The following is a 26,985-nucleotide window of genomic DNA, read 5'->3' on the forward strand; positions in this document are numbered from 1 at the left end:
GGGTCATTTTTTGGAAGATTGCCATGTCGCCCCAGGGATTTGTGATTGCCGCAAGCGGTAAGGATTACATCGAAACAGCGGTGGCAGCGGCTCGGTCGTTAAAGGTCGCCATGCCGGATGTACCGGTCGACCTGTTCACCGACCTCGAAAACATCCCGGGAACAGAAGTGTTTGACCAAATCCACATGCTGGACAAAAGCTGGTTCCGACCCAAGTTCGAAAGCCTTGTGCGGTCCCGGTTCGAAAAGACGGTCTATTTGGATGCCGATGTGCGCTGTCTGGCAGATATGTCGGATATCTTCACCGTCCTGGAGCAGTTTGATATCGCGATGGTCCATGACCCTTTACGCAACTCGGCCCATGCGCAACGTGTTTGGAAAACTCCGCTGCCCAACGCATTTCCCCATCTCAATGGCGGGCTGGTTGGAATTCGCACTTCGGACGCAGTGCTGGATTTCCTGCGAGATGTACAAGAGACTATCATCTCGGAAAACCTGACCTCAGATCAGGCGCTGATCCGCGAAAAGCTGTTTGCCAGCGCGTTGCGACTGGCAGTTCTGCCACCCGAGTACAACTTCCTCGATTATCGTCAGGCCGAGATGTTTGGTTTTCTGCACAGCGCCCCGCGCCTGCTGCATCACTACAAATTTCACAGCCGTCATGACAAGCGGCTGGACAGTGCAAGAACCGTCGCGGGTTTGGTGGGGCCCGATCTCGAACGTCATATCAACAGCCTTATCGAAGCCGACGCACAGCTCACGCCCGGCGCGTCGAAAAAAGTCCGACCACTGGTTGACAAAGGCTTGTTGGGCAAACTGCGCAAACTGGTGATGTCTGTGAAAAAGGGTATCGTCCGCCTCAGACGCGGATAGGTTAGCGCTAGCTTGAAAACGTCATATTCTATTGGGTGAATTTCCCGACGAATCAACGCTCAATACCGACTCAAGTTTTGTGATCACACCCTGAAATGCTGTGATCACAAATAATGAAAATCTTCGTGAAAAACCTACTCAACATCAAAAAAGCCTTTAAACTTGCCCCTTAGACACGCCTATATCGGTCAATCGTAGTCAGACGGGACAGTTTCGATGAACATTCACGAATATCAGGCCAAAGCGCTTCTTCGCAGCTATGGCGCCCCGGTTTCCGACGGTCGCGCGGTCCTGCGCGCCGAGGAAGCTAAAACCGCAGCCGGTGAGTTGGACGGACCTCTTTGGGTCGTCAAAGCGCAGATCCACGCGGGCGGCCGCGGCAAGGGGTCTTTCAAGGAATCCGATGCCGGGGAAAAAGGCGGCGTCCGTCTGACCAAATCGGTTGAAGAGGCCGCCGAGGAAGCCAAAAAGATGCTAGGCCGCACGTTGGTCACGCATCAGACCGGTCCTGCGGGCAAACAGGTCAACCGCATCTATATCGAGGCCGGTTCCGGCATCGAACGCGAACTGTACCTGGCCCTGTTGGTAGACCGCCAGACCAGCCGCATCTCATTCGTCTGCTCGACCGAAGGCGGCATGGATATCGAAGAGGTGGCCGCAGCCACGCCTGAGAAAATCTTGTCCTTCTCGGTTGACCCAGCCACCGGTTATCAGGCCTATCACGGCCGCCGCATCGCATTCTCACTGGGTCTGCAGGGCGCACAGGTCAAACAATGCGTCAAACTGATGAGCCAGCTCTATGCCGCCTTCGTCGAGAAGGACATGGAAATGCTGGAGATCAACCCGCTGATCGTCTCGGACAGCGGCGACCTCAAGGTGCTGGACGCCAAGGTCAGTTTTGACGGCAACGCGATGTATCGCCACCCGGATATTTCAGAACTGCGCGACACGACCGAGGAAGACCCCAAGGAACTGGAAGCCAGCAAATACGACCTGAACTACATCGCGCTGGATGGTGAGATCGGCTGCATGGTCAACGGTGCCGGTCTGGCGATGGCCACGATGGACATCATCAAGCTGTATGGGGCCGAACCTGCCAACTTCCTCGACGTCGGCGGCGGCGCCACCAAAGAGAAAGTCACCGAAGCGTTCAAGATCATCACCTCGGACCCGCAAGTCAAAGGCATTCTGGTCAACATCTTCGGCGGTATCATGCGCTGTGACGTCATCGCCGAGGGCGTTGTCGCCGCGGTGAAAGAGGTCGGTCTGCAGGTTCCGCTAGTCGTGCGTCTGGAAGGCACGAACGTTGAGAAGGGCAAAGAGATCATCAACACCTCTGGCCTGGACGTAATCGCGGCGGACAACCTGAAAGACGGTGCCGAGAAGATCGTGAAGGCGGTTAAGGGGTAAATTCGTGGGTCTTTTCAGTAAGCCACTGTTGTTTGCAGGCGCACTGCTTATCTTGGCCGCCTGTCAAACAACAACTGAGAGCACGTCGCCGTCGAACCCGCCAGAAATCAAGCGGTCATCAAACGCGGGTCCAGGCGCCAATCCGGTCTCGGCCGGACAAGCTACGGCGTATTTCCGCGCGCTGTGTGGTCAGGCAGAATTGGGACGCAGTGCTTTGGAAGACGCAGCGGCGGCAAATGGATTTGTCCAGAACTCGAAAACAACGACATACTTTCATCAGAAACAAGATCTTTCGGTCAAACTGACCGATACTGCCTGCTCAATTGTGTTTGTGTCCAACGAAAATCCATCAACGGTCAATGGGACTTTTAACGCTTTGCAAAGCGACTTGGGTCCGATCAGCATCCGGGACGTGGGTGTAATCAGCGGCGAACACTACTTCAGCGCACGGATCAAAGTTTGAATGGGCGTGAGCCTACAACCAATACCTTAAGGGTCACCTGACCCATCAATGGTAAAAATAGGAGAACGCCAAATGGCAGTCCTCATCGACGAAAATACCAAAGTGATCTGTCAGGGCTTTACCGGCTCGCAGGGCACATTCCACTCTGAACAGGCCATCGCCTATGGCACCAAGATGGTCGGCGGTGTGACCCCCGGCAAAGGCGGGATGACCCACCTTGACCTGCCCGTGTTCAACTCGGTCCACGAGGCCAAGCATGTGACAGAGGCCAATGCCAGCGTGATCTATGTGCCGCCGCCCTTCGCGGCGGACTCGATCCTTGAGGCGATTGATGCCGAGATGGAAGTGATCGTCTGCATCACCGAAGGCATCCCGGTTCTGGACATGATGAAGGTGAAGCGCGCGCTGGAAGGCTCAAGCTCGCGCCTGATCGGGCCGAACTGCCCCGGTGTGATCACGCCTGACGCCTGCAAGATCGGCATCATGCCCGGCCACATCCACAAGCGCGGGAGCGTGGGTGTCGTTTCCCGCTCGGGTACGCTTACTTATGAAGCTGTGAAACAGACAACAGACGTAGGCCTGGGCCAGTCCACCTGTGTGGGCATCGGCGGCGACCCGATCAAAGGGACCGAGCATATCGACGTGCTGGAATGGTTCCTGGCCGATGACGAAACCGAATCAATCATCATGATCGGTGAGATCGGTGGCTCGGCCGAGGAAGAAGCCGCGCAGTTCCTGGCGGATGAGGCCAAGAAGGGCCGCAAGAAGCCCACGGCGGGTTTCATCGCAGGCCGCACGGCCCCTCCGGGCCGCCGCATGGGCCACGCGGGCGCGATTGTCGCCGGCGGCAAAGGCGGTGCTGAGGACAAGATCGAAGCCATGCGCGCCGCCGGTATCGTCGTGGCCGAAAGCCCGGCGCAGCTGGGTGAGGCTGTGCTGGAAGCGATTGGGTAAGTGATTGCTCTCCGGGCATACGCTCTGAGGGCTACGCCCGAAAAGAGGGTGGGCGAAAAACGCCCGCCCTTCTCGCCTTTGGCGTATTTTTGGTCTCTGCTTTTAGCAGTAACTTTAGCATTCTCTGCATCAGAGCAAGCCGAAGCAAAAGTTTGTAGCGTTCTTATCGGCTGGACAAGCGAGGGACAATTCATCCGGGACGAGGCTTGCGAGACTCACTACATCGCCAAAGAAAGAGGGTTTTCCGAACTCAAATTGTCCGGAAGCCAGAAGTACCAGTTTCGCTTTCGAGCAAGTAAAGACTCCACCAAGGATGTGATCGTGAAACGCGTTGGTTATGTTTGCGGATTGGTTGGCAGCGACAGCGCTGTTTTCACTGCCAATCGAGGTACGCGGAACGCTCTTATCGTATCTTTTTCCTGTAATGGAATAGTTGGGTGATTGACCAGATATGACCTTCTCCGACGCCATCCGCACCTGCTTCGCCAAGTTCTTCACCTTCTCGGGTCGCGCCTCGCGGTCTGAATATTGGTTCTTTTTCCTGTTCATCATGATCTGGAGCATCATCGCCGGGATTATCGACGCGCAGTTCTTCACGCAAGTCGCTGTGACTGAAACCGAGACGTCCAGATCCGTGTCCGTCACGTCTTCGCAGCCTGTGCAGGGTATTGTTGGTCTAATCGTGTTCTTCCCGCATCTGGCCGTCGCATGGCGGCGGATGCATGATACCGGGCGCAGCGGGCTGTATGCGCTGCTGCCAATCCTGCTGTTCTTTGGCGCCGGGGCCGTACTGGTCTTTGGCATCGGTCTCGCCTCGCATTTCCAGCATGGTGGCAATCTGGACATCCTGTTCACCCGCGCCACACTGCTGATCGTCGTTCCTACATTTATAGTCCTGTTTGTTTCTCCCCTTCTGGTGCTGTGGTGGCTGGCCCGACCCAGCCAGCCTGGCACCAACCAATACGGTCCCAATCCTTCAGAGGTCCCTCAATGAACCTGCTGAGCGTAAACTCTCTACAAGCGGCCCCTGTAGCCAGAGGGGCCATCTGACATGGTTTTGGTTTGCCATGAGCATAAGTTTGTCTACCTCAAGACGACAAAGACAGCGGGAACCTCTACCGAGATAGCGCTTCAGCCTTTATGCGAAGAACCCGGTCTTCCGCGGCTTGAAAATGGGCAAATCCGCGTATCGAAATACGGTATTGTCGGTGCTCGTGGGAAAACTGCAAGTTTGGTCCGGCCAAAATGGCAGTTCTGGCGCAAATACGCATGGCGCAACCATATGCCTGCGAAACAGGTTCGAGCCAATCTTGGGGCAAAGACCTTTGATTCCTATACAAAGATCGCCAACGTACGAAATCCATTCGATCGTGCTGTATCCGACTACCACTTTCGGAAACATCAGCAAGGATTGCCCTCGGAAGACCCGCAGACCGAAATTGCTCAGTTCAAAGAGTTCATCCGGTCAAAGGCCTGGGGCAATAACTGGGACATAGTCTCGATCAACAACAAGCTGATCGTGGACAAGTTCGTCCGCAAGGAAAACCTGCAGTCAGATCTGAAAGAGATTTATCGATCCTTTGGGTTGCCGGAAGACAGCTTTGAATTGCCGCACGAGAAGTCGATGGCCGAACGCCGAAAAGGCATTCCGGTGCCCGATTATTTCGACGCAGATACGATAGATATCGTTCGACGAAGAATGACCTGGATATTCGAGGCCGGAAACTACCCCGAAGATCCGCAAGACTAAACCATACCAAACCCGAAATCGCATTTGAGGTCCTACAATGACCGAACATACGCCCAACTCTGCCTTCCACGCCTCAAGCTTTATGCAGGGGCATAACGCCGAATATCTGGAGCAGCTCTACGCCCAGTATTCCAAGAACCCCGGCGCGGTGGATGCCGCCTGGGCCGAGTTCTTCAAGGCCATGGGCGACGCCTCGCCTGATGTCCAGCGCGAGGCCGAGGGGCCTTCGTGGGCGCGGTCCGACTGGCCGCCGATGCCGACGGATGATCTGACCGGTGCATTGACTGGCGAATGGGCCGAGATCGACGCCAAGGCGGCGGGTAAGAAGATCAAGGAAAAAGCCGCCGACAAAGGTGTTGCCGTCAGCGAAGACCAGATTAAGCGCGCAGTTCTGGACAGTCTGCGGGCGCTGATGCTGATCCGGGCCTATCGTATTCGGGGTCATCTGGCCGCCGATCTGGACCCGTTGGGCATGCGGGCTGCCAGCACGCATCCGGAATTGGACCCCAAGACTTATGGGTTTACCGATGCCGATATGGATCGCCCGATCTTTATCGACAACGTGCTGGGCCTGCAGATGGCCAGCATGCGCCAGATCGTCGAGATCGTGAAACGCACCTATTGCGGCACCTTCGCGCTGCAATACATGCATATTTCGAACCCGGAAGAGGCTGCCTGGCTGAAGGAACGGATCGAAGGCTATGGCAAGGAAATCGCGTTCACCAAAGAGGGCCGCAAGGCCATCCTGAACAAGATGGTCGAGGCCGAAGGGTTCGAAAAGTTCCTGCACGTGAAATACATGGGCACCAAGCGCTTTGGTCTGGACGGCGGCGAAGCACTGATCCCCGCGATGGAACAGATCATCAAACGCGGCGGGGCCCTAGGCCTAAGCGATATTGTCATCGGCATGCCACACCGCGGACGTCTGAACATTCTAGCGAATGTAATGGCCAAGCCATACCGCGCCATCTTTAACGAATTCCAGGGGGGCAGCTTCAAGCCTGAGGACGTGGATGGCTCGGGCGATGTAAAATACCACCTGGGCGCCTCAAGCGACCGCGAATTTGACGGCAACAGCGTACACCTGTCATTGACCGCTAACCCAAGCCACCTTGAGGCGGTGAACCCTGTTGTTCTGGGCAAGGTCCGCGCCAAGCAAGATCAGTTGAACGACACCGACCGGACCAGAGTCATGGCCATTCTACTGCATGGCGATGCGGCCTTTGCCGGTCAGGGTGTCGTTGCCGAAGGATTCGGCCTGTCCGGCCTGCGCGGTCACAGGACCGGCGGCACCATGCATATCGTGGTGAACAACCAGATCGGCTTTACCACTGCACCGCATTTCTCGCGCTCCAGCCCTTATCCCACGGATATCGCACTGATGGTTGAAGCCCCGATCTTCCACGTGAATGGCGACGACCCCGAGGCAGTGGTACACGCAGCCAAGGTTGCGACCGAGTTTCGCCAGAAGTTCCACAAGGACGTGGTTCTGGATATATTCTGCTATCGCCGGTTCGGGCATAACGAGGGCGACGAGCCCATGTTCACCAATCCGATCATGTACAAGAAGATCAAGACCCATAAGACCACGCTGTCACTATACACGGAACGGCTGGTCAAGGACGGGTTGATCCCCGAAGGCGAGATCGAAGATATGAAAGCCGCCTTCCAGGCCCATCTAAATGATGAGTTCGAAGCCGGCAAAGACTATAAGCCCAACAAGGCCGACTGGCTGGACGGGCGTTGGGCGCATCTGGATAAGAACAAAGACGAATATGTTCGCGGCGATACTGCGATTGCACCAGAAACCCTGGCCGAGGTTGGTGCATCGCTAACCCGGGCCCCCGAAGGATTTGCGCTCCATAAAACTGTCGGCCGCCTGCTGGATCACAAAAAGCAAATGTTCGAAAGCGGCAAAGGCTTTGACTGGGCCACGGGTGAGGCACTGGCCTTTGGATCATTGCTGACCGAAGGCTATCCAGTTCGCCTGTCGGGACAGGACGCGACGCGCGGTACGTTCAGCCAGCGCCATTCCGGCTTTATCAATCAGGAAACTGAAGAGCGGTACTATCCACTGAACAACATCCGGGCTGGTCAATCACAATATGAGGTGATCGACTCGATGCTGTCGGAATACGCGGTTCTGGGCTTTGAATACGGCTTTTCCCTGGCTGAACCCAACGCTCTGACCCTGTGGGAGGCGCAGTTCGGCGATTTCGCCAACGGTGCGCAGATCATGTTCGATCAGTTCATCAGCTCGGGCGAAAGCAAATGGCTGCGCATGTCCGGTCTGGTGACCCTGCTGCCGCACGGGTTCGAAGGGCAAGGGCCTGAACACTCTTCCTCGCGTCTGGAACGCTTTCTGCAGATGTGTGGTCAGGACAACTGGATCGTGGCCAACTGCACGACGCCTGCGAACTACTTCCACATCCTGCGCCGTCAGTTGCACAGAACCTTCCGCAAGCCTCTGATCCTGGTGACACCGAAATCGCTGCTGCGCCACAAGCTGGCGATCAGCACGGCCGAGGATTTCACCACCGGCTCCAGCTTCCACCGGGTGCTGTGGGACGACGCGCAAAAGGGTAACTCGGACACAACCCTGGTCAAGGATGACAAAATCAAGCGGGTCGTGATGTGTTCCGGCAAGGTCTATTTCGACCTGCTGGAAGAGCGTGACGCGCGCGGCATCGACGATGTGTATCTGATGCGGATCGAACAGTACTATCCGTTCCCCGCGCATTCGCTGATCAATGAACTGGAACGGTTCAAGGGAGCCGAAATCATCTGGTGTCAGGAAGAGCCCAAGAACCAGGGTGCATGGTCTTTTATCGAACCCAATATCGAATGGGTCCTGACCCGGATCGGCGCCAAACATACCCGCCCGGTCTATGTCGGCCGCGCCACCTCGGCCTCACCTGCGACAGGTCTGGCCAGCCAACATAAAGCCCAACAAGAAGCGCTGGTGAACGAAGCGCTGAGCATTGAAGGAAAGTAATGATGTCCATTGAAGTTCGTGTTCCCACGCTGGGCGAATCCGTTACCGAAGCCACCGTCGCCACCTGGTTCAAGAAACCCGGTGATGCAGTCGCGGTCGATGAAATGCTGTGCGAGCTTGAAACCGACAAGGTCACGGTCGAGGTCCCCTCGCCCGCCGCTGGCGTGATGGGTGAGGTTGTCGCCGCCGAAGGCGAAACCGTTGGTGTTGATGCCCTGCTGGCGACAATCGTCGCCGGAGAAGGTGCCGCCCCGGCCCCAGCCGCCGCACCTGCGCCTGCCGCAGCACCGGCAGCCTCGGGCGGCAGCGTTGATGTGATGGTGCCCACGCTGGGCGAATCCGTGACCGAAGCGACGGTCTCGACCTGGTTCAAACAGGTCGGTGACAGCGTCGCACAGGACGAGATGCTGTGTGAGCTGGAAACCGACAAGGTCTCGGTCGAGGTTCCCGCCCCTGCGGCGGGTGTTCTGGCAGAAATCGTTGCCCCTGAAGGCGCAACCGTAGATGCCGCAGCCAAGCTGGCGGTGATCTCGGGTTCAGCAGCAGGGGCAGTAGCCGCTCCGGCAGCGGTTGCACCTGCAAGCGGAAGTGATTCCGTTGGCGGCAAAGATGTGGCCAATGCACCCTCGGCCGAAAAAGCCATGGCCCAGGCTGGCCTGTCCGCCGATCAGGTCACGGGAACTGGACGCGACGGACGTATCATGAAGGAAGATGTGGCCAAGGCAGTCGCGGCCCCAGCGCCCGCTGTCGCGGCACCCGCACCTGCGACCCAGGCACCACGCGCACCCGTTGCTGCACAGGATGCCAGCCGCGAGGAACGTGTGCGCATGACACGCCTGCGCCAGACCATCGCCAAACGCCTGAAAGACAGCCAGAACACCGCCGCCATGCTGACCACCTATAACGAGGTGGACATGACCGAGGTGATGGCCCTGCGCAACCAGTACAAAGACCAGTTCGAGAAGAAGCACGGCGTCCGTCTGGGCTTTATGTCCTTCTTCACCAAGGCCTGCTGTCATGCACTGAAAGAAGTGCCCGAAGTGAATGCCGAGATTGATGGCACCGACATTGTCTATAAGAACTTTGTGCATATGGGTGTCGCCGCAGGCACGCCGACCGGTCTTGTTGTTCCGGTCATCCGTGATGCGGATTCGATGTCATTTGCCGCGATCGAAAAGGCCATCGCCGAAAAGGGCAGGCGCGCCCGTGACGGCAAGCTGAGCATGGAAGAGATGCAGGGCGGCACCTTCACCATCTCGAACGGCGGCGTCTATGGCTCGCTGATGTCCTCGCCGATCCTGAACCCGCCGCAGTCGGGTATTCTTGGTATGCACAAGATTCAGGACCGTCCGATGGCCATCAACGGTGAGGTCAAGATCCGCCCGATGATGTATCTGGCTCTGTCCTATGACCACCGGATCGTGGACGGCAAAGGTGCTGTTACCTTCCTAGTGCGCGTGAAAGAGGCGCTGGAAGACCCACGTCGTCTGCTGATGGATCTATGACCATGGCAACTCATGTACTCTGGCAGGCTGACGTTGCCGATTTCGATGTCTGGCTGAAAGTGTTTCGCGAAGACAAGCCAATGCGGGAGGCCGCGGGTATCCGCGACCTCCACATCTGGAAAGACCCCGATCAGCGTGATCATGCGGTTGCAATGTTTGAGGTGGTTGATCTTGAAAAGGCCCTGAGTTTCTTTGATTCCGAGGAATTGGCAATGCATCACGAACGCGGCGGGATCGCGCATATTCAGGTGAAGCTTCTGACGCCAGTTTAAACCGATTTATCGCATCCGTTCCTAGTGCCGAGGAAACAAGCTGAATGACCACGGAATTGACCGTCTTGTCGCTGGCAGCCCTTCTTTGGGTCGCTCAATTTGTCGCCTATTTGATCTCTGGCCACGGTAAGGTCGATGTGCTGCACGCGTTGGGGCCACGTGATACCCCGTTTGACAAACCTGCTGCAATGGGACGTCTGCACCGGGCGCTTAGCAACCATTCCGAAGGGTTGGTTTTGTTCGCTATCGCATCTTTGGTCATTACGACCTCGGGGCAATCCAGCGCTTTTACTGCCGCATGTAGTTGGGTCTACCTGATCGCACGCGCTTCCTATGTTCCGGCCTATGCATATGGCTGGACACCATGGCGTACGGTGATCTGGATGATCGGGCTGCTGGCGACCACTGCAATGCTGTTGGCAGCTGTGTTTTGATTCGAGCTGCCGCATAGATTATTCAATGGGGGTGCATTGCGCAGACAAGCGTATCCGACCCCACCAAATACAAGGACCGGACAAATGGCAAACTATGACGTCATCGTAATCGGAGCAGGCCCCGGCGGCTATGTCTGCGCCATCCGCTGCGCGCAGCTGGGGTTGAAAACCGCCGTGGTCGAAGGGCGTGAGACGCTGGGCGGCACCTGCCTGAACGTGGGCTGCATCCCGTCTAAGGCGTTGCTGCATGCCAGCCATCAGCTGCACGAGGCCGAGCATAACTTTGCCAAGATGGGCCTCAAGGGCAAAAGCCCTTCAGTCGATTGGAAGCAGATGCAGGCCTATAAGGACGAAGTCATTGACGGCAACACCAAGGGCATCGAATTCCTGTTCAAGAAGAACAAGATCGACTGGCTGAAAGGCTGGGGTTCGATCCCGGCCGCTGGGCAGGTCAAGGTCGGTGATGAGGTTCACGAGGCCAAGAACATCATCATCGCGTCCGGGTCCGAGCCATCCGCACTGCCTGGTGTCGAAGTGGACGAAAAGGTTGTCGTGACCTCGACCGGTGCGTTGGCGCTGGGAAAAATCCCGAAAAAGATGGTCGTCATCGGCGCAGGTGTGATCGGGCTTGAACTGGGCTCGGTCTACAGCCGTCTGGGTTCCGAAGTCACGGTGATCGAATTCCTCAAGGAAATCACCCCGGGCATGGACCCTGAGGTTCAGAAAACCTTCCAGCGCATCCTCAAGAAACAGGGCCTGAACTTTGTCATGGGTGCTGCGGTGCAAAAGACCGAAGCCACCAAGACCAAGGCCAAGGTGACTTATAAGCTGCTGAAGGATGACAGCGAGCATGTGATTGACGCCGATACCGTCCTTGTCGCTACTGGGCGCAAACCGTTCTCGGATGGTTTGGGGCTGGACGCTTTGGGTGTTGAAATGACACCCCGCGGTCAGATCAAGGTAGGCGCCGATTGGCAGACTAACGTGCCGGGCGTCTATGCCATCGGCGACGTGACTGAAGGCCCGATGCTGGCGCATAAGGCCGAAGACGAGGGCATGGCCGCCGCCGAACAGGTTGCGGGCAAGCATGGGCATGTGAACTATGGCGTCATTCCGGGCGTGATCTACACCTGGCCCGAGGTCGCCAATGTCGGCGAGACCGAGGCGACGCTCAAGGAACAGGGCCGTGCCTATAAGGTCGGAAAGTTCATGTTCATGGGCAATGGCCGCGCCAAGGCGAACTTTGCCTCGGATGGTTTCGTCAAGATTCTGGCAGACAAGGAAACCGACCGCATTCTGGGCGCGCATATCATTGGCCCGGCTGCGGGTGATTTGATTCACGAGGTCTGCGTGGCGATGGAATTCGGCGCCTCGGCCGAAGATCTGGCGCTGACCTGTCACGCGCATCCGACATATTCCGAAGCGGTGCGTGAGGCGGCCCTGGCCTGCGGTGACGGGCCAATTCACAGCTAACAAAAGGACCCCGGTGACTAGGTCGCCGGGGTCAACCATGCATCCAGATAGACCCTCAATCGGTCGGTAAAACCGGTCGAGGCGTGCAAGGCGCAGAACTTCAGGGACATGGCCTGAATGGCAAAGGCCTGAACACCTTCGGCCAACAGCTCGGTCGGAATGTCCTGCCGGACATCCGCAGCGTCAAGCCACATCATCACCACACGAAAGTAGCGCTCAAAGCAATATGCGATCGGTCCGATATCGGCGATAGCCGCCGCCCCCGAATATCTTATCAACAAGTCAAAGACATACCGTTCGGATGTCATGAAGCTGTGAACCGGCTGCAGGGCGGTCATGATATCATTCACCGATTTGGGCGCGGTCCCAGCCTCGGCCTGATCGAGGCAGGCATTCAGCCGATCTGCGATCAGAAGCTCCATCAAGGCATCCTTGTCGCGAAAATGCGCGAAGAACGTCCCTTTGGCGACGCCAGCGCTCTGGACGACCTCTTCTACCCTCAGCGCTTCGTATCCGCTGTTTTCAATGAGTGCCTCGGCAGCCGCCAAAAGCCGGGCCCGAGTTTTGAGAGTTCGTTTCTGGGGTGGTTTTTGCATATGGTTAGCTCGCATGTTTTTTGACCATGGTCAAATTTTTATTGACCGCGGTCACTTTTCGATTCTATAAGTGACCACGGTCATTTTCAGGAGAGCCCCATGCAACCGAAGAAAATACTTGTCCTCGACGGACACCCCGCCGATAGCAGCCTGTCGCGGACCTTTGCCGAAACTTATGCCGACGCCGCCCGAGGCAAGGGACATGACGTGCGTCTGGTCCATCTAAGCGAGATGCAATTCGACTTTGATTTTGGTCAGGGCAACTATCACGATTTCAAACCGCTAGAACCGGTTCTTGAGCAGGTATTGCAAGATTTCGAATGGAGCGAGCACCTGGTCTTGACCACGCCAATGTGGTGGGGCGGATTGCCCGCAAAGCTCAAAGGTCTGATCGACCGGATGTTCATCCCCGGACGCACCTTTGACACGCGAAACACCACGAAGATTGGATTGCCCGCCCCGATGCTGAGCGGACGCACCGCGCGCGTCATTCTGACATCAGATACGCCGGGTTGGTTCATGCGCCTGATCTATCGCCAGGCCCTGATCCGCCAGGTACGCGATCAGATATTGGGATTTGTTGGCTTCAAGCCGACCCGGTTCACCTATTTTGCCGGGGCAAGTTATCCCAAACCGGGTCACGTGGACCGCTGGGTCAGCAAGATCGCCAAGATCGGAGCCGCCGCGGCTTGAGGGCGTTTGCGTCACTATGCCCAGCCGAAACCACCGCCAAGGCGTTGCCGGGCACAGGCGATCAGCGGATCACGTCAGGCCGGCAACCACCGCAGATGCTCGCTATTTGACCGAATGGCGACTGGCGGCATCTGCATCGGGCGCTTGGTAAGACGATGGCCGCCGTTTCTTGTTCAGAATACGCCACGCATCTCTGAACGGCAGGAAATAGAGCTTCATGCAGGTGTCCATCTCGTGACCCTTGTCCTTCTCGGTCACGCCGAATTTCACGTCCCTGTTATCCTCGGGCATGATGTAGGTGCCGAACAACACATCCCAGAACGGAAACATGAAGGCGAAGTTTTTGTCCAGATGGTCCGGGTGGCAACTGTGATGCACGTGGTGATGCGCAGGCGAGGGAAAAACTTTCGACCACACACCCGGCCAACGCAACCAGATATGGGAATGTCGCAGATTATAACCTCCGACATTGAACAAGAACATCAGCACCGGCACGCCCAGCAATGCCGGCATGTTCGGCTGGTACCCTAACAGTCGAAACGCAAACCCGGTTACTGCGCCGGCACCAAACCCAATCGCAACATTGTAGAGGATATTGTCTATCGGATGTTCGCGAAAATTCGACAACGGGTGCATCACCTCGGCGCTGTGATGAACTTTGTGAAATTGCCACAACAGCGGGACCTTGTGCTGCAGGTAATGGGCTGCGTAGCCGATGAAATCCATAATCAGGAATAGAATGAGCATGTAGGTGAAGGTAGCCAAAGCCCCCAACCAGCCAACCAAGGGCTCTGCCCGGGGTGAGTTATTGGGGTCAAGCCCACCGCTTGCCCATTGATAGGACAAGGCAGCTGATCCGGCGAGCAGACCCAATATCAGAAAATGCCCGATCAGTTTGTGGAAAAAGAAATAGCGGATATCGAGCCATGCCGAAGGGTGGTCCCAGACCTTGCGGGGAAACAGAAACCCCAGAAAGCTGCTCTCACCGTCGACATGTGACGCGTTTCTGCGCTTCACGGCATAGATGGCGAAGGCAATCAGCAGAGAACTGCCAACATAAACATAGAAAATCCGGTTCGTGGGATCCAAAGGAGACGTAAACACATAGCGGGCGTGGTTCAGGAAAGAATCCCAAACTGAACTAAGCTGCTCCATTGACGGCTCCTGTAACCTGTATTTGCCTCACGGTTCTCTACTTACCTACCCGTGTGACGATTCTTTGACCAAACCTTGATAAGTAAACAGGCTACCACATCGTTTTTGCGGCGCGTTGCCCCCAGGCCTCATCATATTGCGTGCCACCTTCCTCGCCGTCTGACGCTTCGGCCAGGATTTCACCCATTGTCGGCAATATGGCGGCTTCGTCCCCGCTGCTCCAAGTCCGCGCACGCATCAGCGCACGGGCACACTGAGTGTAGACCTCGGTAATGTCGATGACGATCACGGTGGCCGGAAGCCTGCCTTGTTTTTCGAACCGGGTTCGAAGGTCTTGGTCCGCTGTCAGTCGGGCCGACCCGTTGACGCGCACAACATTGTTCGACCCTGGGACCATGAACATCAAGGACACACGCGGATCGCGCACGATATTGCGCAAGCTGTCCAGCCGGTTGTTTCCGCGCCAGTCGGGCATCGCCAATGTCTTTGGATCCAGTTCCAGAACCACCGAACCATCATCGCCACGTGGGCTGCCATCGACCCCTTCGGGCCCAACCGTACTGAGTACGCATAGCCGCGAAGCCATGACCCATTGCCGGTACATAGGCGTCAACCGGTACGCTACTTTACGCAATGATGGGGCGCCCGGTGCGCCGTAATGTCCCTCGAGCGTTTCGATATCGTCAATGAACTGCATCAGGATCAAACCCCACTTCTGTCATCAATGCGTTCGAGCGCGTCTCGATCACATCTTCCAATCGGTCCAGAAAGCGCGCACGTTCGACGCCGGGTTCTATCGGATCAAGGAAGTCGACGATCGCAAGGCCGGGTTTGCGCATCACGCCGCTTCGGGGCCAGAACACTCCGGCATTTGTTGCAACAGGTACGCAAGGGATTCCCAAGCCTTCGTACAGGACGGCAGTTCCAACCTTATACGGTTTGTGAACGCCTGGCGCGACACGGGTGCCCTGCGGATAGATCACCAACTGGCCAGGTTCTGTAAATTCCTTTGCCACATCCTGGACCATCTTGGCCACAGCAGCGCCCTTCTTGCCGCGATTGACCGGGATGCACCCCAGGCGGCTAGCGTAAAGCCCAATGACTGGCGTCCACAGTAATTCGCGCTTCATAATGAACTTGCCATGAGGAATCGCGCTAAAGATCATGATGATATCGAGGAAAGACTGGTGTTTGGCCCCGATGACCACCTCGTCCACTGGCACAGTCCCGCGAACTTCGCATCGAATACCAACCATCCAACGCGCCAGCCACATGGTTGTGCGCGCATAGGTCTTGCATGCATGTAACGCTCCGCGCTTTGCAAACATGGCGTAAGGAGCAAACACGAGGCCAAGGACCAGCATCCACATGTAGATCACGATCATGAAGACCAGTGAGCGGATCCATTGAATTGGAGTGGCCATTACGAAAGCTCCTTCAATTTGCGGTTTGCCGCAGTCCATGTGGCTAGAAAGGCCACCGCAGCACCCAGTACCGGGATGAGGGCTGGCAACAGCCACCCTGCCCCCTGAAAGCCCAGGCCCGTCAGAAAGCCGCCCTCGTCCGACGATGCCTCGGGCAGCAACAACACACCTGTCATTCCGAACAGCACACCAACCATCGCGCCAAAAAATGCGCGGTAGGTGAAGCGGCGAACAAACGCATTGGCAATAAATCGATCCCGGGCCCCGACTAGACGCAGCACCTCGATAATCTGCGCGTTGGCTGCCAGCGACGCATTGGCCGCCAATGTGATCATGGCGGCGGTCGCTCCGCCAATCAGAAGGATTGAGACCCAGCCAAGCCTCCGGAGCGAGCGGGCCGCATCAACCAAAGGTTCGCGCCAGCGCGAGTGGTCGTCCAGAACGGCTCCGGGCACCTCGGCCCCAAGACGCAGGCGCAATCCTGCTGCATCCAGACCTGGCTCACCTTCGACAATTTCGATCAGCTGCGGCACGGGCAGCGTGTCCAGTGGCAAATCCGGGCCAAACCAGGGCGACAACAGCGCAATCTGCTCCTCGATGGTCAACGCCCGGGCAGAGGCGACACCGGGTGTTTGCGACAACACCGTCAGCGCGGTTTCAGTCTGGGCGGCCATCTGGTCGGCCGGGGCATTGATCCGCACCGTGGCAGCGCCGGCAAGTTCGCTTGCCCAGCGGTCTGCCACTCGCCCCGACGCCAATGACAGAGCCAGCGCGAACACCGCAAGAAAGCCCATCGCACCGGACACGAACAGTGTGAGATGTGCAGTATAGCCAGTGGGCGGAACAACTCGGTCGGCACGACCATCACGTTTCAACAGGTTGCGGAAAGTTTCCACGTTCATAGATCCGCCCCCGCCAGTTGAATTTGGCGCTGCGAGATGCGCAAAACACGCGCCTGCACCTGGCTTTTCGCCGCACGGATCAGGCTAAGATCATGGGTCGCAATCAAGACTGTCTTGCCCATCTTGTTCAACTCGACCAGCAGGCGCAAAAGGCGCTGAGACATTTCCCAATCCACATTGCCCGTCGGCTCATCGGCCAGCACGACATCCGGCGACAGCATCACCGCACGGGCCAGCGCCGCACGCTGGCGTTCACCGCCTGACAGCTCTGGTGGCAGCGCGTCAAGACGCGCACCCAGCCCGACCCAGTTTAACAGATCTGACAGATCTGTTTGCTCGGCAATTTCCGCCTTACCGGATACCATCAACGGCAAAGCGACATTCTCGGCCAAAGTCATGTGATCCAGAAACCGGCAATCCTGATGCACCACACCTATCCGGCGGCGCATCAGGGCCATCTGATCGCGGTTAAGGCGGGCGATATCCTGATCGAACACGCTCAGCCTTCCCGATGTGGGCAGCAATGCGCCATAGCAGAGCTTTAACAGGGTTGTTTTGCCAGCACCGGACGGCCCGGTCAGGAAATGAAACGACCCCGGTTGAAGCTTAAGCGATACGTCGCTCAGCAATTCACCTCCACCATAGGTGTAGCTGACATGGTCCAGCTCGATCACGGGGGCCCCCAATTTTTGTGCCGCTCTTCTTGCCCCAGCGCGGTTCAGGTTTCAATGCCCGTACCGGGTCCAAATGGTGACACTTGGCCCGCGAAACCGAAAACGCGCTTTGCTGTTTGGTTCTAACGGAATATCATTCTTAAAAAAACTATTATCAGGCCAACCCCCGGCCCGGAGGCAGCATGCGTCTTACTTGTCCCAACTGCAGTGCCCAATACGAGGTGCCAGACGAGGTCATTCCAGAGGAAGGCCGCGATGTTCAGTGTTCGAATTGCGAGAAAACGTGGTTCCAGGCCAAACATCCGGCGGATCCAACCGTTGAGCAACCTGCAGATGAAACGACTGCCGAGGATAAGGCTGTTCCACCGGCGGAGCCAGAAACCGCCGACCAGACCGAGCCCGAGCCCGAAGCCACACCAAAGGATGGTGCGCCGGTCAGCAATGTGGATCCTTCGGTCGCCGATATACTGAAGGAAGAAGCCGCACGCGAAGCCGAATTGCGGGCCCAGGAAGGCAGCAGTCTTGAAAGCCAGCCTGATCTTGCTCTTGATCCACCTTCCGAGCCGGAACCAGACCCCGAACAGGCGGTCAAGGAACTGACAGCTACAGAAACCGCTAAAGATTCCGGGCAAGGTGACGCCCTGCCCGATGTCGAAACGATCAATTCCGGATTCCGCGGCGACGCCTCTGCAGATGCGCCTGAGGCATCAGCGCCTGCGCCCCCCAAATCCGGCGGCTTTCTGCGTGGGTTCGCTCTGATCTTGATACTTGGTGTGATCCTGTTCCTGATCTACGGCAATGCTCCGCAAATCAGTGAGGCTGTTCCTCAGGCGGATGCAGTTCTCAAACCTTATGTGTCTTTGGTGGATCAAGCCCGGCTTTGGCTGGATACCCAGGCTGGCGCTTCCCAGAACTGATCAGAACCGTTCAAGCAGGCGCTTGAGATATTCCAATTCAATCTCGGGACGTTCGGATTCACCGGTCCGGCGGCGAATTTCGTCCAGCAACTCGCGCGCACGGCGATAAACGTCCTCACCCTGCAGCAGGCTCTCATCGGTTGACATCGACCCGTTTGCCCCAGGGTTGCGGCCCAGCGGATCGCGGTTGTTGGCCTGCATATCACCTTCCTGGCTGCCTTGACCTGGTTGATTCTGCTGGTTCTGGGCCAAGGCCTCACCTAACGAGCGCATCCCTTCCCGCAGCGCATCCATCGCTTCGGACTGGTTGTCGATAGCATCAGCCAGCTCGTCATTCCGCAGAGCCTGCTCAGCCTCATTCATGGCACGGCCAGCGCGCCCAAGCGCATCACGGGCGGCTTCGCCTTCCGGAGTACCGGCACCGGGCAGGTTTTGTTGCTGGCGGCCCAGCTCATCGCGCAGGGCCTGTTGACGATCGGCCAGCGAACCCTGACCCTGCTGACCTTCATCAGCCTGGTCCGAACCCTGCCCCTGTCCGCCCTGGCCTTCGTGGCTCTGACCACGGCCCTGACCGCCATTGCGGCCCTGATTGCCCTGGTTATCACCAGTCTGCGCACCGGGATTGAACTGCTCTTGCAGATCGCGGAAAGCCTGATCGCTCAGCCCCTGTTGATCGCGCAATGTCTCTGCCAAACCCTCCATCGCCTGTTGGCCTTCGGATTGCTGACCTTGACCCTGACCTTGCGTGACGCGCATGTTCTCCATCATCTGCTGGAATTCCTCCAGCGCCTGCTGCGCCTCGGCCATACGGCCCTGCTCCATCAGATCCTGAATTCGATCCATCATCCGTTGCAGATCATCCTGCGTCATCTGCAAGGATTCTCCGTCTTGCCCCTGCTGACCTTCTTCGCCGTTCTGCTCTGCCAACCGCTGTAACTGTTGCAGATAGTCCTGGGTGGCCTCGCGCAGCTCTTGCATCAGCTCAGCGATCTCTTCGTCGCTTGCCCCGTTCTGCATCGCCTCCGTCAGGCGCTCCTGCGCCCGGCGCATCCGCTCAAGAGCGTCGGCAAGCGTACCGTCCTCGATCAATACGGCCAGCTTCCATAGTGAGGCCGCGATTTCTTCCTGCTGCGTCGGCTTCAACCCGTATTCGGTAAATGTCTCAAGCCGCCGAAGTGTCACCCGCAGGCGTAAATAGGCCGTATCCGAGCGGAACAGGTCCTCGGGCAGATACGATACCGCCCGCAGAATCTGAGATACCCGTTTCGCGTTGTCCCGTGACCACAGCAGATCGCGCCGCTGTTCAACGATCGCAGCCGCCAGCGGATCAAAGAACCGACGCGCCGGAAGTGCTGTTGTATAGGGTTCAGACTGCCCTTGCTGATCGGCAGCATCACGCGCCATCAAAGTGATCTTTACTGGCAGATGCGCCCAGGGATGTTGTGAGAAATCCTCGATCAGATTCTCGGTGAAATCGGCCCGGTCGCCTGTAATGGGCATCGGTAACTCAACCTCGATCACCTCACGCGGTTCTGGAATCGCCATCAGACCATAGCGACGATCAATTGCATCCAGATCCAGTTCGATCAGGGCAGAGCCTGTTATCACACCGTAATCATCTTTGGCCGCAAAGGGCAGTTTCATCTGGCCGCCTGCTTCGGATTTGGCAACGTCCGACACGGTGATCTGCGGAGACGTATCTGCGATCACTTCCAACGCCCAATCGCGCCCGGAAGGCCCGTCTATCGTCATTTGGCCCGAACGTTCGACAACAAATTCCTGTTCAGGGTCGGTGACCGCTTCCGTGCCCAGCGGTGTCGAGGTTTCGGTCAAGCTGTGCGCACCGACCTCGCCGTAGAATCGCAATGTGATGCGGCTGCCTTGCGGGACCGAAAGTGTCGGGTCGGATTGATCCGCCAGATAGAGCGTTGGCAAGCCGGTATAGCGTGGCGGCTCGACCCAGCCTTCCCAACTTGGTCCCTGACCGGCAACGGCTGCACCCGGTGTCATCTCTGTCACGGATCCTATGCGCCAGAAAGAGCCGAAAAGCACTGCAATCACCAGCGCCAGCAAAGCTATGAACCGCAGAGCATAGGGGTCGCGGTCGGCCAGTCGGAGATCGGGCTTTACCGGCGCAGCCTGTGCGGCACGTTCCGCCATACGCGCCTGATGAGCCCGCCACAGGGCCACAGAATCAGCATCCATCGCGCCGATGGCCTGTTCATCCATCAGAGCCTGGATAGGACGCCCTGGCAGGGTCTCATCCATCCGGATCAACGCTTCGTTTCGTGTCGGGATACGGAACCGCCGCGCGCCGTGGATCAGTGCAACCAACAGCCCAAACAACGCCGCCGACCCCGCGACCCAAACGGTTTCCACCCCGACATGGTCCTGCAGTCCGAGCATCAGCGCGGCCAACAGCGCCATGGAAATTGAGAAAAACGGCCAGAAAGACCGCCAAACCTGCTCGCTTAGCATCCCCACCTGCGTTAGCAGCAAAGACAATCTGGGGATCGGCAAGGTTTCTCTTGCGGTCAAGTCGGGCCTCCGTTCACCGGCCCGCGCGTCTATTGCGTCAGAGCCACTCGGGTATGGTATCGCGGTTTATGATTTCGTCAAAGCTCGGACGTTCACGAATTACGGCAAATTGATCTCCGTGCACCAGAACTTCAGGTATCAGGGGCCGCGTGTTGTATTCGCTGGACATGACCGCGCCATAGGCCCCTGCGCTGCGAAAGGCGACCAGATCACCAGCACCCAGTGGCGGCATCTGCCGTTGCTTGGCAAATGTATCGCCGCTTTCGCAAACCGGACCGACGATATCATAGGGTTGCTGTTCCGTGCCCGGCACGGGTTCGATCACCGGTACGATATCGTGATAGGCTTCGTACATGGCCGGGCGGATCAGGTCGTTCATGGCACCGTCGAGGATCAGGAAATCCCGGCCCTCGCCGGATTTCACATAAATCACTTTGCTGACCATCAAACCAGCATTACCGGCAATCAGGCGGCCCGGCTCTATTTCGATTTCGCATCCCAGATGACCCAGAGTGTCTTTGATCAGCGCACCGTATTCCAAAGGCAGCGGCGGCGCGTCGTTCGAGCGCGCATAGGGAATGCCCAGCCCCCCACCCAGATCAAGGCGGCGAATATTGTGACCCTCATTGCGCAGCGTCTCAGTCAGCTCAGCAACCTTCTGATAGGCCAATGCAAAAGGCTCCAGCTCGGTCAGTTGCGAGCCGATATGGACGTCGATGCCAATGACCTCCAGCCCGGGCAGGCTGGCAGCGTCGGCATAGACTTCTGACGCACGGGCGATCGGAATGCCGAATTTATTCTCGGATTTTCCGGTGGCGATTTTGGCATGGGTCTTGGCGTCCACATCCGGATTTACCCTAACGGTGATCGGAGCAACGACGCCCAAATCAAGCGCAACGGCGTTGATCACCTCCATCTCGGGTTCGGATTCCACGTTGAACTGACGAATGCCACCGGTCAGAGCGGTGCGAATTTCTTCGGCTGTTTTGCCTACGCCCGAAAACACGATCTTATCGCCGGGCACTCCGGCAGCTTTGGCCCGCAGGTATTCCCCACCCGAAACAACGTCCATCCCCGCGCCTGCCTCGGCCAGCGTCTTCAGGATCGCCTGATTGCTGGCGGCCTTCATCGCATAACATACGAGGTGGTCGGTCCCGTCCAACGCCTCATCGAACAGCTGGAAATGACGCAGCAGCGTCGCCGTCGAATAGACGTAAAAGGGTGTCCCAACCGCAGCTGCGATTTCGGAGATCGGGACATCCTCGGCGTAAAGCGCGCCGTCGCGGTAAAGAAAGTGATCCATAAAGACGCGCTTAGACCAAAATGCCCCGGCGGATCAATGGATTCTACGCAAACAGGGGTGTCGCGTCATTCAATATGCGAAACGCCGACCCGCCCATAACCGGATATCGAAATTCCAGATCCGCCGGATTGGGGTTCGGGATCGGGTCGCGGTTTATAGGATGGGTCGCAAGCCGCAAGAATGGCGAAGCCAAAGAACAGGCCTAAAATCTTCATATTCATTTCTTTTTCCAAGGTTTACGGCCGAGCGCCATTGATCGGTCTGAAATGGGAACTGAGTGCTGAAACTGCAACTCGGGAAACACTACCGCCCGAGAAAAACGCTCAGGGGGCCGCGTTGCAGGCCAACGCCGCCCCCGACATAGGCGCCGCTGGTGCCGACGCCGATATTGGCGCTCATCGTTGGTTGGATCGGTTCGCCATCCGCACCGCATCCGGCCAGGGTTACCCCTGCCAGCACCAACAGAGCCGCAGTCAGAATTCGCATTACACCAACGCCTTCCATCGCTTGACCTGAGCCCGCACCTGATCCGGTGCCGTGCCGCCGTAAGACTGGCGCGAGTTTACCGAATTTTGCACCGTAAGGACAGAAAAGACGTCATCGGTGATCTCCGCATGCACTGTTTGCATATCCGCAAGCGTCAGGTCCGGCAGATCGCAGCCCTTGCTCTCGGCCATCGCAACCAGCGATCCGGTGACGTGATGGGCATCGCGGAACGGCAGGCCCAGAACGCGCACCAGCCAGTCGGCCAGATCAGTCGCGGTCGAAAAACCCGACCCTGCAGCCGCAGCCAGGCTTTCGCGGTTGGCGGTCATATCCTTGACCATGCCTTCCATCGCTGCCAGCGCCAGCATCCAGTTATCGGCAGCGTCAAAAACCTGTTCCTTGTCTTCCTGCATGTCCTTGGAATAGGCCAGCGGCAAGCCCTTCATCACCATCATCAGCGCGGTGTTGGCGCCATAAATGCGCCCGACCTTGGCACGGATCAGTTCTGCCGCATCCGGGTTCTTCTTTTGCGGCATGATAGACGAGCCAGTCGAAAAACGGTCAGACAGGGTGACAAAGCGGAACTGGGCAGAAGACCAGATCACCAGTTCTTCGGCAAAGCGCGACAGGTGCATTGCACAGATCGAAGCAGTTGACAGAAATTCCAGCGCAAAATCGCGGTCACTGACGGCGTCCAGCGAATTGGCAGCGGGACGGTCAAAGCCCAGCGCCTCGGCGGTCATGACCCGATCAATAGGGAACGAGGTTCCAGCCAGCGCGGCAGCCCCCAGTGGGGATTCGTTCATCCGCGCGCGGGCATCGCGGACGCGGGACAGATCACGCCCGAACATTTCGACATAAGCCATCATGTGATGACCCCAGGTCACAGGCTGGGCGGTTTGCAGATGGGTAAAGCCCGGCATGACCCAGTCCGCCCCGGCCTCTGCCTGCGCCAAAAGCGCGCGGATTAGGGCCAGCAGACCGGCATCGGCGGCATCGAACTGATCACGCACCCACAATTTGAAATCGGTCGCCACCTGGTCATTGCGCGACCGGCCTGTGTGCAAACGGCCCGCAGGTTCGCCAATGATCTCTTTCAGGCGCGCCTCGACGTTCATGTGGATGTCTTCCAGAGCTGTCGAGAACTGAAACGCGCCGTTCTGGATTTCTGACAATACGGTGAGCAGCCCTTCCCGAATAGCTTCAGCATCACTATCAGTAATAACGCCCGTGGCAGCCAACATGGCGGCATGGGCGCGCGAGCCTGCAATGTCCTGGGCTGCCATCCGCTGATCGAACCCGATCGAGGCATTGATTGCCTCCATGATCGCGTCTGGACCGGCGGCAAAGCGGCCGCCCCACATCTGGTTCGAAGATTGATCGGTCATGTAAGAAAACCCGGAGTTGATATGCGCCTATTTCGTCTGATCCCCCTTTATATGGCCCTTGCGCTAGGTGCAAACGCGGCTTTGGCCACAGATGCGGAAACTCTGGGTCCGCTGCGCGAAGGCACCCTGAAGCGGTTGATCCTGCACAAAGAGCCCAAACCGCACACCTTGGTCGAATTTCAGTTGGAAGATGACGGTGGCACCGCAACGCTTGCCGACTATCAGGGCAAATACGTCCTGCTGAACTTTTGGGCCACATGGTGCGCACCGTGCCGCAAGGAAATGCCTCAGATCGCCGAGTTGCAGGCGGAATTCGGGGGTGACAAATTCGAAGTCCTGACATTGGCCACCGGGCGCAACTCACCCGCGGGGATCAAGAAGTTTTTCGAGGAAAACAACATCGAGAACCTACCGCGCCATCAAGATCCGGGCTCGGCCGTGGCACGTGAGTTCGGTGTCATTGCCCTGCCAATCACGGTCATTCTTGACCCCGATGGCAATGAAGTCGCCCGCCTGATCGGGGATGCCGAGTGGAATTCAGACAGTGCCAAGGCGATCATTGCGGCACTGGTAGCGGAAGAAAGTTAAGGTCGTTTTCCTGAAGTCCTGAATTTATGATAGCCTCCCCGTCGATGTAACGAGGAGGCTTTCTTTATGAAGAACGTATTCACTCTGGCCATTGCTGCCTGTCTGATTTTGGGCTCGGCATTGGTCGCCGAGGCCAAAGACATCAAGAAAGAACAAGATTTTCTGAATGCTGTCGCCGGTAAGAAACTGGTGGATGGCGGCACCTGGGTGCTTATTTCACCCGACGGGAAGATTTCCGGGCAAACCAGCGACAAGGTCATATTCTCGGGCGCATGGGCCTGGAACAAAAGGTTTTGGTGCCGAACGCTTGTTGTTGGCGGAAATCAGATCCCGCAGGATTGCCAGAAAGTAACGATAGAAGGGAACCAGGTGACCTTTACCCGCAACAAGGGCAAGGGTGATTCCGGGGGCACCTATACGATTACCAACTGACCTCTTTGCACGGGTAGCGTGATCCCCAACCGGTGCTTCAGGTCGAATTTCAGCTTACGCGACGCCACCTTTGACAGCCAAGCCTCCGCTTTGCAGTTTGTGGGTCAGGAGGAAGTCATGCCGCTGGAGATATTGTTGGTTCTGGTCGTTGGGGGGATCGGCGGAATTACTATTCTGCTGCATCTGACGGGCCGTTCGCGGCAGTTCGCCCTGACGCCTGATCTGGCCCGTGCGCAATGGTCGCGCCATTTCCCCGATGACGTGATCGCAGATGTAACCGTAGCGCATGACCAACGTTCCGCGCTGATCCGAACCACAACCGGTTCTGGCCTTTTGTGGTCGTTCGGCGCGGATACCGTGGCCCGCCACCTGCAGGATTATGACTGGATCGAGCATCCGGACGGATTCGAAGTTCAGTTTCATGATTTCGGAACCCCCTCAACCCGCATCCACCTCGATGACATCGAACGCGCCCACTGGCGACACTTGATGGAGCCCGCATGACCGACCAGATTTCCTTTCCCGATGCCGTGCAATGGGCAGTCCCGTTCTTTATCGCCGCAATTCTGGCCGAGTTCGTCTGGATCGCTTTCAAAGGCCGGGGCGGGCGCTATGAAACGCGGGATGCGGTCACCTCGCTGATCATGGGCGCGGGCAATATTGCCTCGGGGTTTCTGCTCGGTTTCATCGCCTACGGGTTCTTTATGTGGTTGTGGCAGATTACTCCGCTGAACCTGGGCACCTCGATCCCGGTGATTATCCTGTGCTTTTTGCTGGACGATTTGCGTTACTATTGGGTGCATCGGTTCGGGCATCGCATCCGTTGGGTCTGGGCCAGCCATGTGAACCATCATAGCTCTCAGCATTACAACCTGACCACGGCGTTGCGTCAGACCTGGACTTATACATTCACCTTCATGATGGTCGTGCGCGCGCCGCTGATCCTGCTGGGGTTTCATCCGGCAATGGTTCTGTTTGTCGGCGGTCTGAACCTGATCTATCAGTTCTGGATTCACACCGAGGCCATCGGCAAGATGCCCCGCTGGTTCGAGGCGGTTATGAACACCCCCAGCCACCACCGCGCCCATCATGGCCGCAACGCGCGCTATCTGGATTGCAACTATGCCGGCGTGTTCATCATCTGGGACAAGATGTTCGGCACCTTTGTGCCAGAGCAGGTCGATGACAAGGTCGACTATGGGTTGGTTCACAATATCGGAACCTTCAACCCGTTGCGCGTCGCCTTTCACGAATGGGTCGGAATCTGGCAGGATGCCACGCAATCGGGGCTAACTTTGCGCCAGCGGTTGGCCTATTGCTTTGCCCCACCCGGTTACAGCCATGACGGCAGCCGGGATAGCTCGGAGCAGATCAAAGCCAAGCATATCTCGCGCAACCCCAGGGATCGAGGGACGCCCGGATTTGAGCATTTTGAGACCGAAACGCACAAATCCGAAGCAAAACAAGCTTGAATCCGCCGGTCACGTGCTGATTTTCTTGAAAATTAGCTCAGCCTGCACATATCCAAACGATGTGCATTACGAGTGACCGGAGATTATCATGACCCGTTGGACAACATTTTCCACAGTTTTAGGACTGATAGGCTTGCTTCTCGCAATGCTGACAGCACTGGCCGCCGGGACCGCAACGCTGATCGCGTTTGGACTGGCCATGATGGTGCTGGGATTTACGGGCGCAGTTATTGGTGCCGCTAGATCTCTGGGACGTGTTCTGGACGCAGCCCGCTGAATTTTCATTTCC

30 protein-coding genes are annotated in these 26,985 nt (G+C 57.4%); 19 read left to right on the plus strand and 11 right to left on the minus strand.

Going from position 1 to position 26,985, the window contains the following annotated elements:
• Positions 1-23: 23 nt before the first annotated feature.
• From AC2FH0_RS11870 to lpdA, 12 genes are all read left to right on the plus strand, one after another.
• Positions 24-872 (plus strand): putative nucleotide-diphospho-sugar transferase, encoded by an 849-nt coding sequence (locus AC2FH0_RS11870; protein WP_271948429.1) that lies wholly within the window; start codon positions 24-26, stop codon positions 870-872.
• A gap of 216 nt (positions 873-1,088) precedes the next feature.
• Complete coding sequence (gene sucC / locus AC2FH0_RS11875; RefSeq protein WP_496688984.1) at positions 1,089-2,282, plus strand: ADP-forming succinate--CoA ligase subunit beta; 1,194 nt, start codon at positions 1,089-1,091, stop codon at positions 2,280-2,282.
• A 214-nt stretch (positions 2,283-2,496) separates the two neighbouring features.
• Complete coding sequence (locus AC2FH0_RS11880; RefSeq protein ID WP_496789410.1) at positions 2,497-2,745, plus strand: hypothetical protein; 249 nt, start codon at positions 2,497-2,499, stop codon at positions 2,743-2,745.
• Positions 2,746-2,817: 72 nt separating this feature from the next.
• Complete coding sequence (sucD, locus tag AC2FH0_RS11885; RefSeq protein ID WP_496691799.1) at positions 2,818-3,699, plus strand: succinate--CoA ligase subunit alpha; 882 nt, start codon at positions 2,818-2,820, stop codon at positions 3,697-3,699.
• Positions 3,700-3,747: 48 nt separating this feature from the next.
• Positions 3,748-4,140, plus strand: a complete 393-nt coding sequence (locus AC2FH0_RS11890) for a hypothetical protein (protein ID WP_282021640.1) — start codon at positions 3,748-3,750, stop codon at positions 4,138-4,140.
• A 10-nt stretch (positions 4,141-4,150) separates the two neighbouring features.
• Complete coding sequence (locus AC2FH0_RS11895; RefSeq protein ID WP_282021641.1) at positions 4,151-4,693, plus strand: DUF805 domain-containing protein; 543 nt, start codon at positions 4,151-4,153, stop codon at positions 4,691-4,693.
• Positions 4,694-4,750: 57 nt separating this feature from the next.
• Complete coding sequence (locus tag AC2FH0_RS11900; RefSeq protein WP_282021642.1) at positions 4,751-5,449, plus strand: sulfotransferase family 2 domain-containing protein; 699 nt, start codon at positions 4,751-4,753, stop codon at positions 5,447-5,449.
• Positions 5,450-5,486: 37 nt separating this feature from the next.
• The gene (locus AC2FH0_RS11905) at positions 5,487-8,444 is read left to right on the plus strand and encodes a 2-oxoglutarate dehydrogenase E1 component (RefSeq protein WP_496789412.1); all 2,958 of its coding nucleotides are present in this window, start codon (positions 5,487-5,489) and stop codon (positions 8,442-8,444) included.
• A 2-nt stretch (positions 8,445-8,446) separates the two neighbouring features.
• Positions 8,447-9,949, plus strand: coding sequence for a 2-oxoglutarate dehydrogenase complex dihydrolipoyllysine-residue succinyltransferase (odhB, locus tag AC2FH0_RS11910; protein ID WP_496696446.1), 1,503 nt, complete (start codon positions 8,447-8,449; stop codon positions 9,947-9,949).
• 2 nt (positions 9,950-9,951) lie between these two features.
• On the plus strand, positions 9,952-10,221 hold the full coding sequence (locus AC2FH0_RS11915) for a hypothetical protein (RefSeq protein WP_142635953.1): 270 nt from the start codon (positions 9,952-9,954) through the stop codon (positions 10,219-10,221).
• 44 nt (positions 10,222-10,265) lie between these two features.
• Positions 10,266-10,655, plus strand: a complete 390-nt coding sequence (locus tag AC2FH0_RS11920) for an MAPEG family protein (protein ID WP_496789414.1) — start codon at positions 10,266-10,268, stop codon at positions 10,653-10,655.
• A gap of 84 nt (positions 10,656-10,739) precedes the next feature.
• The gene (gene lpdA, locus AC2FH0_RS11925) at positions 10,740-12,128 is read left to right on the plus strand and encodes a dihydrolipoyl dehydrogenase (RefSeq protein WP_496691804.1); all 1,389 of its coding nucleotides are present in this window, start codon (positions 10,740-10,742) and stop codon (positions 12,126-12,128) included.
• A 17-nt stretch (positions 12,129-12,145) separates the two neighbouring features.
• On the opposite strand, the gene AC2FH0_RS11930 is transcribed toward lpdA, so the two are convergent.
• The gene (locus AC2FH0_RS11930) at positions 12,146-12,724 is read right to left on the minus strand and encodes a TetR/AcrR family transcriptional regulator (RefSeq protein ID WP_496706203.1); all 579 of its coding nucleotides are present in this window, start codon (positions 12,722-12,724) and stop codon (positions 12,146-12,148) included.
• 99 nt (positions 12,725-12,823) lie between these two features.
• Between AC2FH0_RS11930 and AC2FH0_RS11935 the strand changes: the two genes are divergently transcribed.
• Positions 12,824-13,417, plus strand: coding sequence for an NAD(P)H-dependent oxidoreductase (locus tag AC2FH0_RS11935; RefSeq protein ID WP_142635456.1), 594 nt, complete (start codon positions 12,824-12,826; stop codon positions 13,415-13,417).
• A gap of 102 nt (positions 13,418-13,519) precedes the next feature.
• Here the strand turns inward: AC2FH0_RS11935 and AC2FH0_RS11940 are convergent, their stop codons facing one another.
• From AC2FH0_RS11940 to AC2FH0_RS11960, 5 genes are all read right to left on the minus strand, one after another.
• The gene (locus AC2FH0_RS11940; protein WP_271948450.1) at positions 13,520-14,572 is read right to left on the minus strand and encodes a sterol desaturase family protein; all 1,053 of its coding nucleotides are present in this window, start codon (positions 14,570-14,572) and stop codon (positions 13,520-13,522) included.
• A gap of 91 nt (positions 14,573-14,663) precedes the next feature.
• Positions 14,664-15,269 (minus strand): pyridoxamine 5'-phosphate oxidase family protein, encoded by a 606-nt coding sequence (locus tag AC2FH0_RS11945; RefSeq protein ID WP_271948452.1) that lies wholly within the window; start codon positions 15,267-15,269, stop codon positions 14,664-14,666.
• The gene (locus AC2FH0_RS11950) at positions 15,256-15,996 is read right to left on the minus strand and encodes a lysophospholipid acyltransferase family protein (protein ID WP_142635450.1); all 741 of its coding nucleotides are present in this window, start codon (positions 15,994-15,996) and stop codon (positions 15,256-15,258) included. Before AC2FH0_RS11950 ends, AC2FH0_RS11945 begins: the two co-directional genes overlap by 14 nt.
• A complete protein-coding gene (locus tag AC2FH0_RS11955) occupies positions 15,996-16,898 on the minus strand; it encodes a cell division protein FtsX (protein ID WP_281995228.1) in 903 nt (300 codons plus the stop codon). Before AC2FH0_RS11955 ends, AC2FH0_RS11950 begins: the two co-directional genes overlap by 1 nt.
• Complete coding sequence (locus AC2FH0_RS11960; RefSeq protein ID WP_142635446.1) at positions 16,895-17,572, minus strand: cell division ATP-binding protein FtsE; 678 nt, start codon at positions 17,570-17,572, stop codon at positions 16,895-16,897. The genes AC2FH0_RS11955 and AC2FH0_RS11960 overlap by 4 nt, the downstream gene beginning before the upstream one ends.
• 182 nt (positions 17,573-17,754) lie before the next feature.
• Between AC2FH0_RS11960 and AC2FH0_RS11965 the strand changes: the two genes are divergently transcribed.
• Positions 17,755-18,489, plus strand: a complete 735-nt coding sequence (locus AC2FH0_RS11965) for a zinc-ribbon domain-containing protein (RefSeq protein WP_496691808.1) — start codon at positions 17,755-17,757, stop codon at positions 18,487-18,489.
• Here the strand turns inward: AC2FH0_RS11965 and AC2FH0_RS11970 are convergent, their stop codons facing one another.
• From AC2FH0_RS11970 to argH, 5 genes are all read right to left on the minus strand, one after another.
• On the minus strand, positions 18,490-21,027 hold the full coding sequence (locus AC2FH0_RS11970) for a TIGR02302 family protein (protein ID WP_496750594.1): 2,538 nt from the start codon (positions 21,025-21,027) through the stop codon (positions 18,490-18,492).
• A gap of 37 nt (positions 21,028-21,064) precedes the next feature.
• The gene (gene lysA, locus AC2FH0_RS11975) at positions 21,065-22,330 is read right to left on the minus strand and encodes a diaminopimelate decarboxylase (protein ID WP_496789415.1); all 1,266 of its coding nucleotides are present in this window, start codon (positions 22,328-22,330) and stop codon (positions 21,065-21,067) included.
• A gap of 65 nt (positions 22,331-22,395) precedes the next feature.
• Entirely contained in the window at positions 22,396-22,551 is a 156-nt protein-coding gene (locus AC2FH0_RS11980; protein ID WP_496706195.1) for a hypothetical protein, read from the minus strand.
• A gap of 82 nt (positions 22,552-22,633) precedes the next feature.
• Positions 22,634-22,816, minus strand: coding sequence for an argininosuccinate lyase (locus AC2FH0_RS11985; protein ID WP_496691811.1), 183 nt, complete (start codon positions 22,814-22,816; stop codon positions 22,634-22,636).
• The gene (argH, locus tag AC2FH0_RS11990; protein ID WP_496709210.1) at positions 22,816-24,204 is read right to left on the minus strand and encodes an argininosuccinate lyase; all 1,389 of its coding nucleotides are present in this window, start codon (positions 24,202-24,204) and stop codon (positions 22,816-22,818) included. The genes AC2FH0_RS11985 and argH overlap by 1 nt, the downstream gene beginning before the upstream one ends.
• Positions 24,205-24,225: 21 nt before the next feature.
• On the opposite strand from argH, the gene AC2FH0_RS11995 reads away from it, so the two are divergent.
• The 5 genes from AC2FH0_RS11995 (at position 24,226) to AC2FH0_RS12015 (ending at position 26,973) form a co-directional block, all read left to right on the plus strand.
• Positions 24,226-24,792 carry a TlpA disulfide reductase family protein gene (locus AC2FH0_RS11995; RefSeq protein ID WP_271948463.1) on the plus strand — a complete coding sequence of 189 codons (567 nt, stop codon included), beginning with the start codon at positions 24,226-24,228 and terminating at the stop codon, positions 24,790-24,792.
• 66 nt (positions 24,793-24,858) lie between these two features.
• Complete coding sequence (locus AC2FH0_RS12000) at positions 24,859-25,224, plus strand: hypothetical protein (RefSeq protein ID WP_496709211.1); 366 nt, start codon at positions 24,859-24,861, stop codon at positions 25,222-25,224.
• Between the two features lie 117 nt (positions 25,225-25,341).
• Positions 25,342-25,728: a hypothetical protein gene (locus tag AC2FH0_RS12005; RefSeq protein WP_271948467.1), complete on the plus strand. Its 387-nt coding sequence runs from the start codon at positions 25,342-25,344 to the stop codon at positions 25,726-25,728.
• The gene (locus tag AC2FH0_RS12010) at positions 25,725-26,696 is read left to right on the plus strand and encodes a sterol desaturase family protein (protein ID WP_496789416.1); all 972 of its coding nucleotides are present in this window, start codon (positions 25,725-25,727) and stop codon (positions 26,694-26,696) included. Before AC2FH0_RS12005 ends, AC2FH0_RS12010 begins: the two co-directional genes overlap by 4 nt.
• A gap of 88 nt (positions 26,697-26,784) precedes the next feature.
• Positions 26,785-26,973 (plus strand): hypothetical protein, encoded by a 189-nt coding sequence (locus AC2FH0_RS12015; RefSeq protein ID WP_496691815.1) that lies wholly within the window; start codon positions 26,785-26,787, stop codon positions 26,971-26,973.
• The last annotated feature ends 12 nt before the right edge of the window (positions 26,974-26,985 follow it).

It is taken from the genome of Ruegeria sp. CDSC051 (assembly GCF_059610665.1).

What these genes read in the sequence shown, in the direction of transcription:
- AC2FH0_RS11870 (WP_271948429.1), top strand. Translation starts at nt 24, where the DNA reads ATGTCGCCCCAGGGATTTGTGATTGCCGCAAGCGGTAAGGATTACATC.
- sucC (WP_496688984.1), top strand. Translation starts at nt 1,089, where the DNA reads ATGAACATTCACGAATATCAGGCCAAAGCGCTTCTTCGCAGCTATGGC.
- sucD (WP_496691799.1), top strand. Translation starts at nt 2,818, where the DNA reads ATGGCAGTCCTCATCGACGAAAATACCAAAGTGATCTGTCAGGGCTTT.
- AC2FH0_RS11895 (WP_282021641.1), top strand. Translation starts at nt 4,151, where the DNA reads ATGACCTTCTCCGACGCCATCCGCACCTGCTTCGCCAAGTTCTTCACC.
- AC2FH0_RS11900 (WP_282021642.1), top strand. Translation starts at nt 4,751, where the DNA reads ATGGTTTTGGTTTGCCATGAGCATAAGTTTGTCTACCTCAAGACGACA.
- AC2FH0_RS11905 (WP_496789412.1), top strand. Translation starts at nt 5,487, where the DNA reads ATGACCGAACATACGCCCAACTCTGCCTTCCACGCCTCAAGCTTTATG.
- odhB (WP_496696446.1), top strand. Translation starts at nt 8,447, where the DNA reads ATGTCCATTGAAGTTCGTGTTCCCACGCTGGGCGAATCCGTTACCGAA.
- AC2FH0_RS11915 (WP_142635953.1), top strand. Translation starts at nt 9,952, where the DNA reads ATGGCAACTCATGTACTCTGGCAGGCTGACGTTGCCGATTTCGATGTC.
- AC2FH0_RS11920 (WP_496789414.1), top strand. Translation starts at nt 10,266, where the DNA reads ATGACCACGGAATTGACCGTCTTGTCGCTGGCAGCCCTTCTTTGGGTC.
- lpdA (WP_496691804.1), top strand. Translation starts at nt 10,740, where the DNA reads ATGGCAAACTATGACGTCATCGTAATCGGAGCAGGCCCCGGCGGCTAT.
- AC2FH0_RS11930 (WP_496706203.1), bottom strand. Translation starts at nt 12,724, where the DNA reads ATGCAAAAACCACCCCAGAAACGAACTCTCAAAACTCGGGCCCGGCTT.
- AC2FH0_RS11935 (WP_142635456.1), top strand. Translation starts at nt 12,824, where the DNA reads ATGCAACCGAAGAAAATACTTGTCCTCGACGGACACCCCGCCGATAGC.
- AC2FH0_RS11940 (WP_271948450.1), bottom strand. Translation starts at nt 14,572, where the DNA reads ATGGAGCAGCTTAGTTCAGTTTGGGATTCTTTCCTGAACCACGCCCGC.
- AC2FH0_RS11945 (WP_271948452.1), bottom strand. Translation starts at nt 15,269, where the DNA reads ATGCAGTTCATTGACGATATCGAAACGCTCGAGGGACATTACGGCGCA.
- AC2FH0_RS11950 (WP_142635450.1), bottom strand. Translation starts at nt 15,996, where the DNA reads ATGGCCACTCCAATTCAATGGATCCGCTCACTGGTCTTCATGATCGTG.
- AC2FH0_RS11955 (WP_281995228.1), bottom strand. Translation starts at nt 16,898, where the DNA reads ATGAACGTGGAAACTTTCCGCAACCTGTTGAAACGTGATGGTCGTGCC.
- AC2FH0_RS11965 (WP_496691808.1), top strand. Translation starts at nt 17,755, where the DNA reads ATGCGTCTTACTTGTCCCAACTGCAGTGCCCAATACGAGGTGCCAGAC.
- lysA (WP_496789415.1), bottom strand. Translation starts at nt 22,330, where the DNA reads ATGGATCACTTTCTTTACCGCGACGGCGCGCTTTACGCCGAGGATGTC.
- AC2FH0_RS11980 (WP_496706195.1), bottom strand. Translation starts at nt 22,551, where the DNA reads ATGAATATGAAGATTTTAGGCCTGTTCTTTGGCTTCGCCATTCTTGCG.
- AC2FH0_RS11985 (WP_496691811.1), bottom strand. Translation starts at nt 22,816, where the DNA reads ATGCGAATTCTGACTGCGGCTCTGTTGGTGCTGGCAGGGGTAACCCTG.
- argH (WP_496709210.1), bottom strand. Translation starts at nt 24,204, where the DNA reads ATGACCGATCAATCTTCGAACCAGATGTGGGGCGGCCGCTTTGCCGCC.
- AC2FH0_RS11995 (WP_271948463.1), top strand. Translation starts at nt 24,226, where the DNA reads ATGCGCCTATTTCGTCTGATCCCCCTTTATATGGCCCTTGCGCTAGGT.
- AC2FH0_RS12000 (WP_496709211.1), top strand. Translation starts at nt 24,859, where the DNA reads ATGAAGAACGTATTCACTCTGGCCATTGCTGCCTGTCTGATTTTGGGC.
- AC2FH0_RS12005 (WP_271948467.1), top strand. Translation starts at nt 25,342, where the DNA reads ATGCCGCTGGAGATATTGTTGGTTCTGGTCGTTGGGGGGATCGGCGGA.
- AC2FH0_RS12010 (WP_496789416.1), top strand. Translation starts at nt 25,725, where the DNA reads ATGACCGACCAGATTTCCTTTCCCGATGCCGTGCAATGGGCAGTCCCG.
- AC2FH0_RS12015 (WP_496691815.1), top strand. Translation starts at nt 26,785, where the DNA reads ATGACCCGTTGGACAACATTTTCCACAGTTTTAGGACTGATAGGCTTG.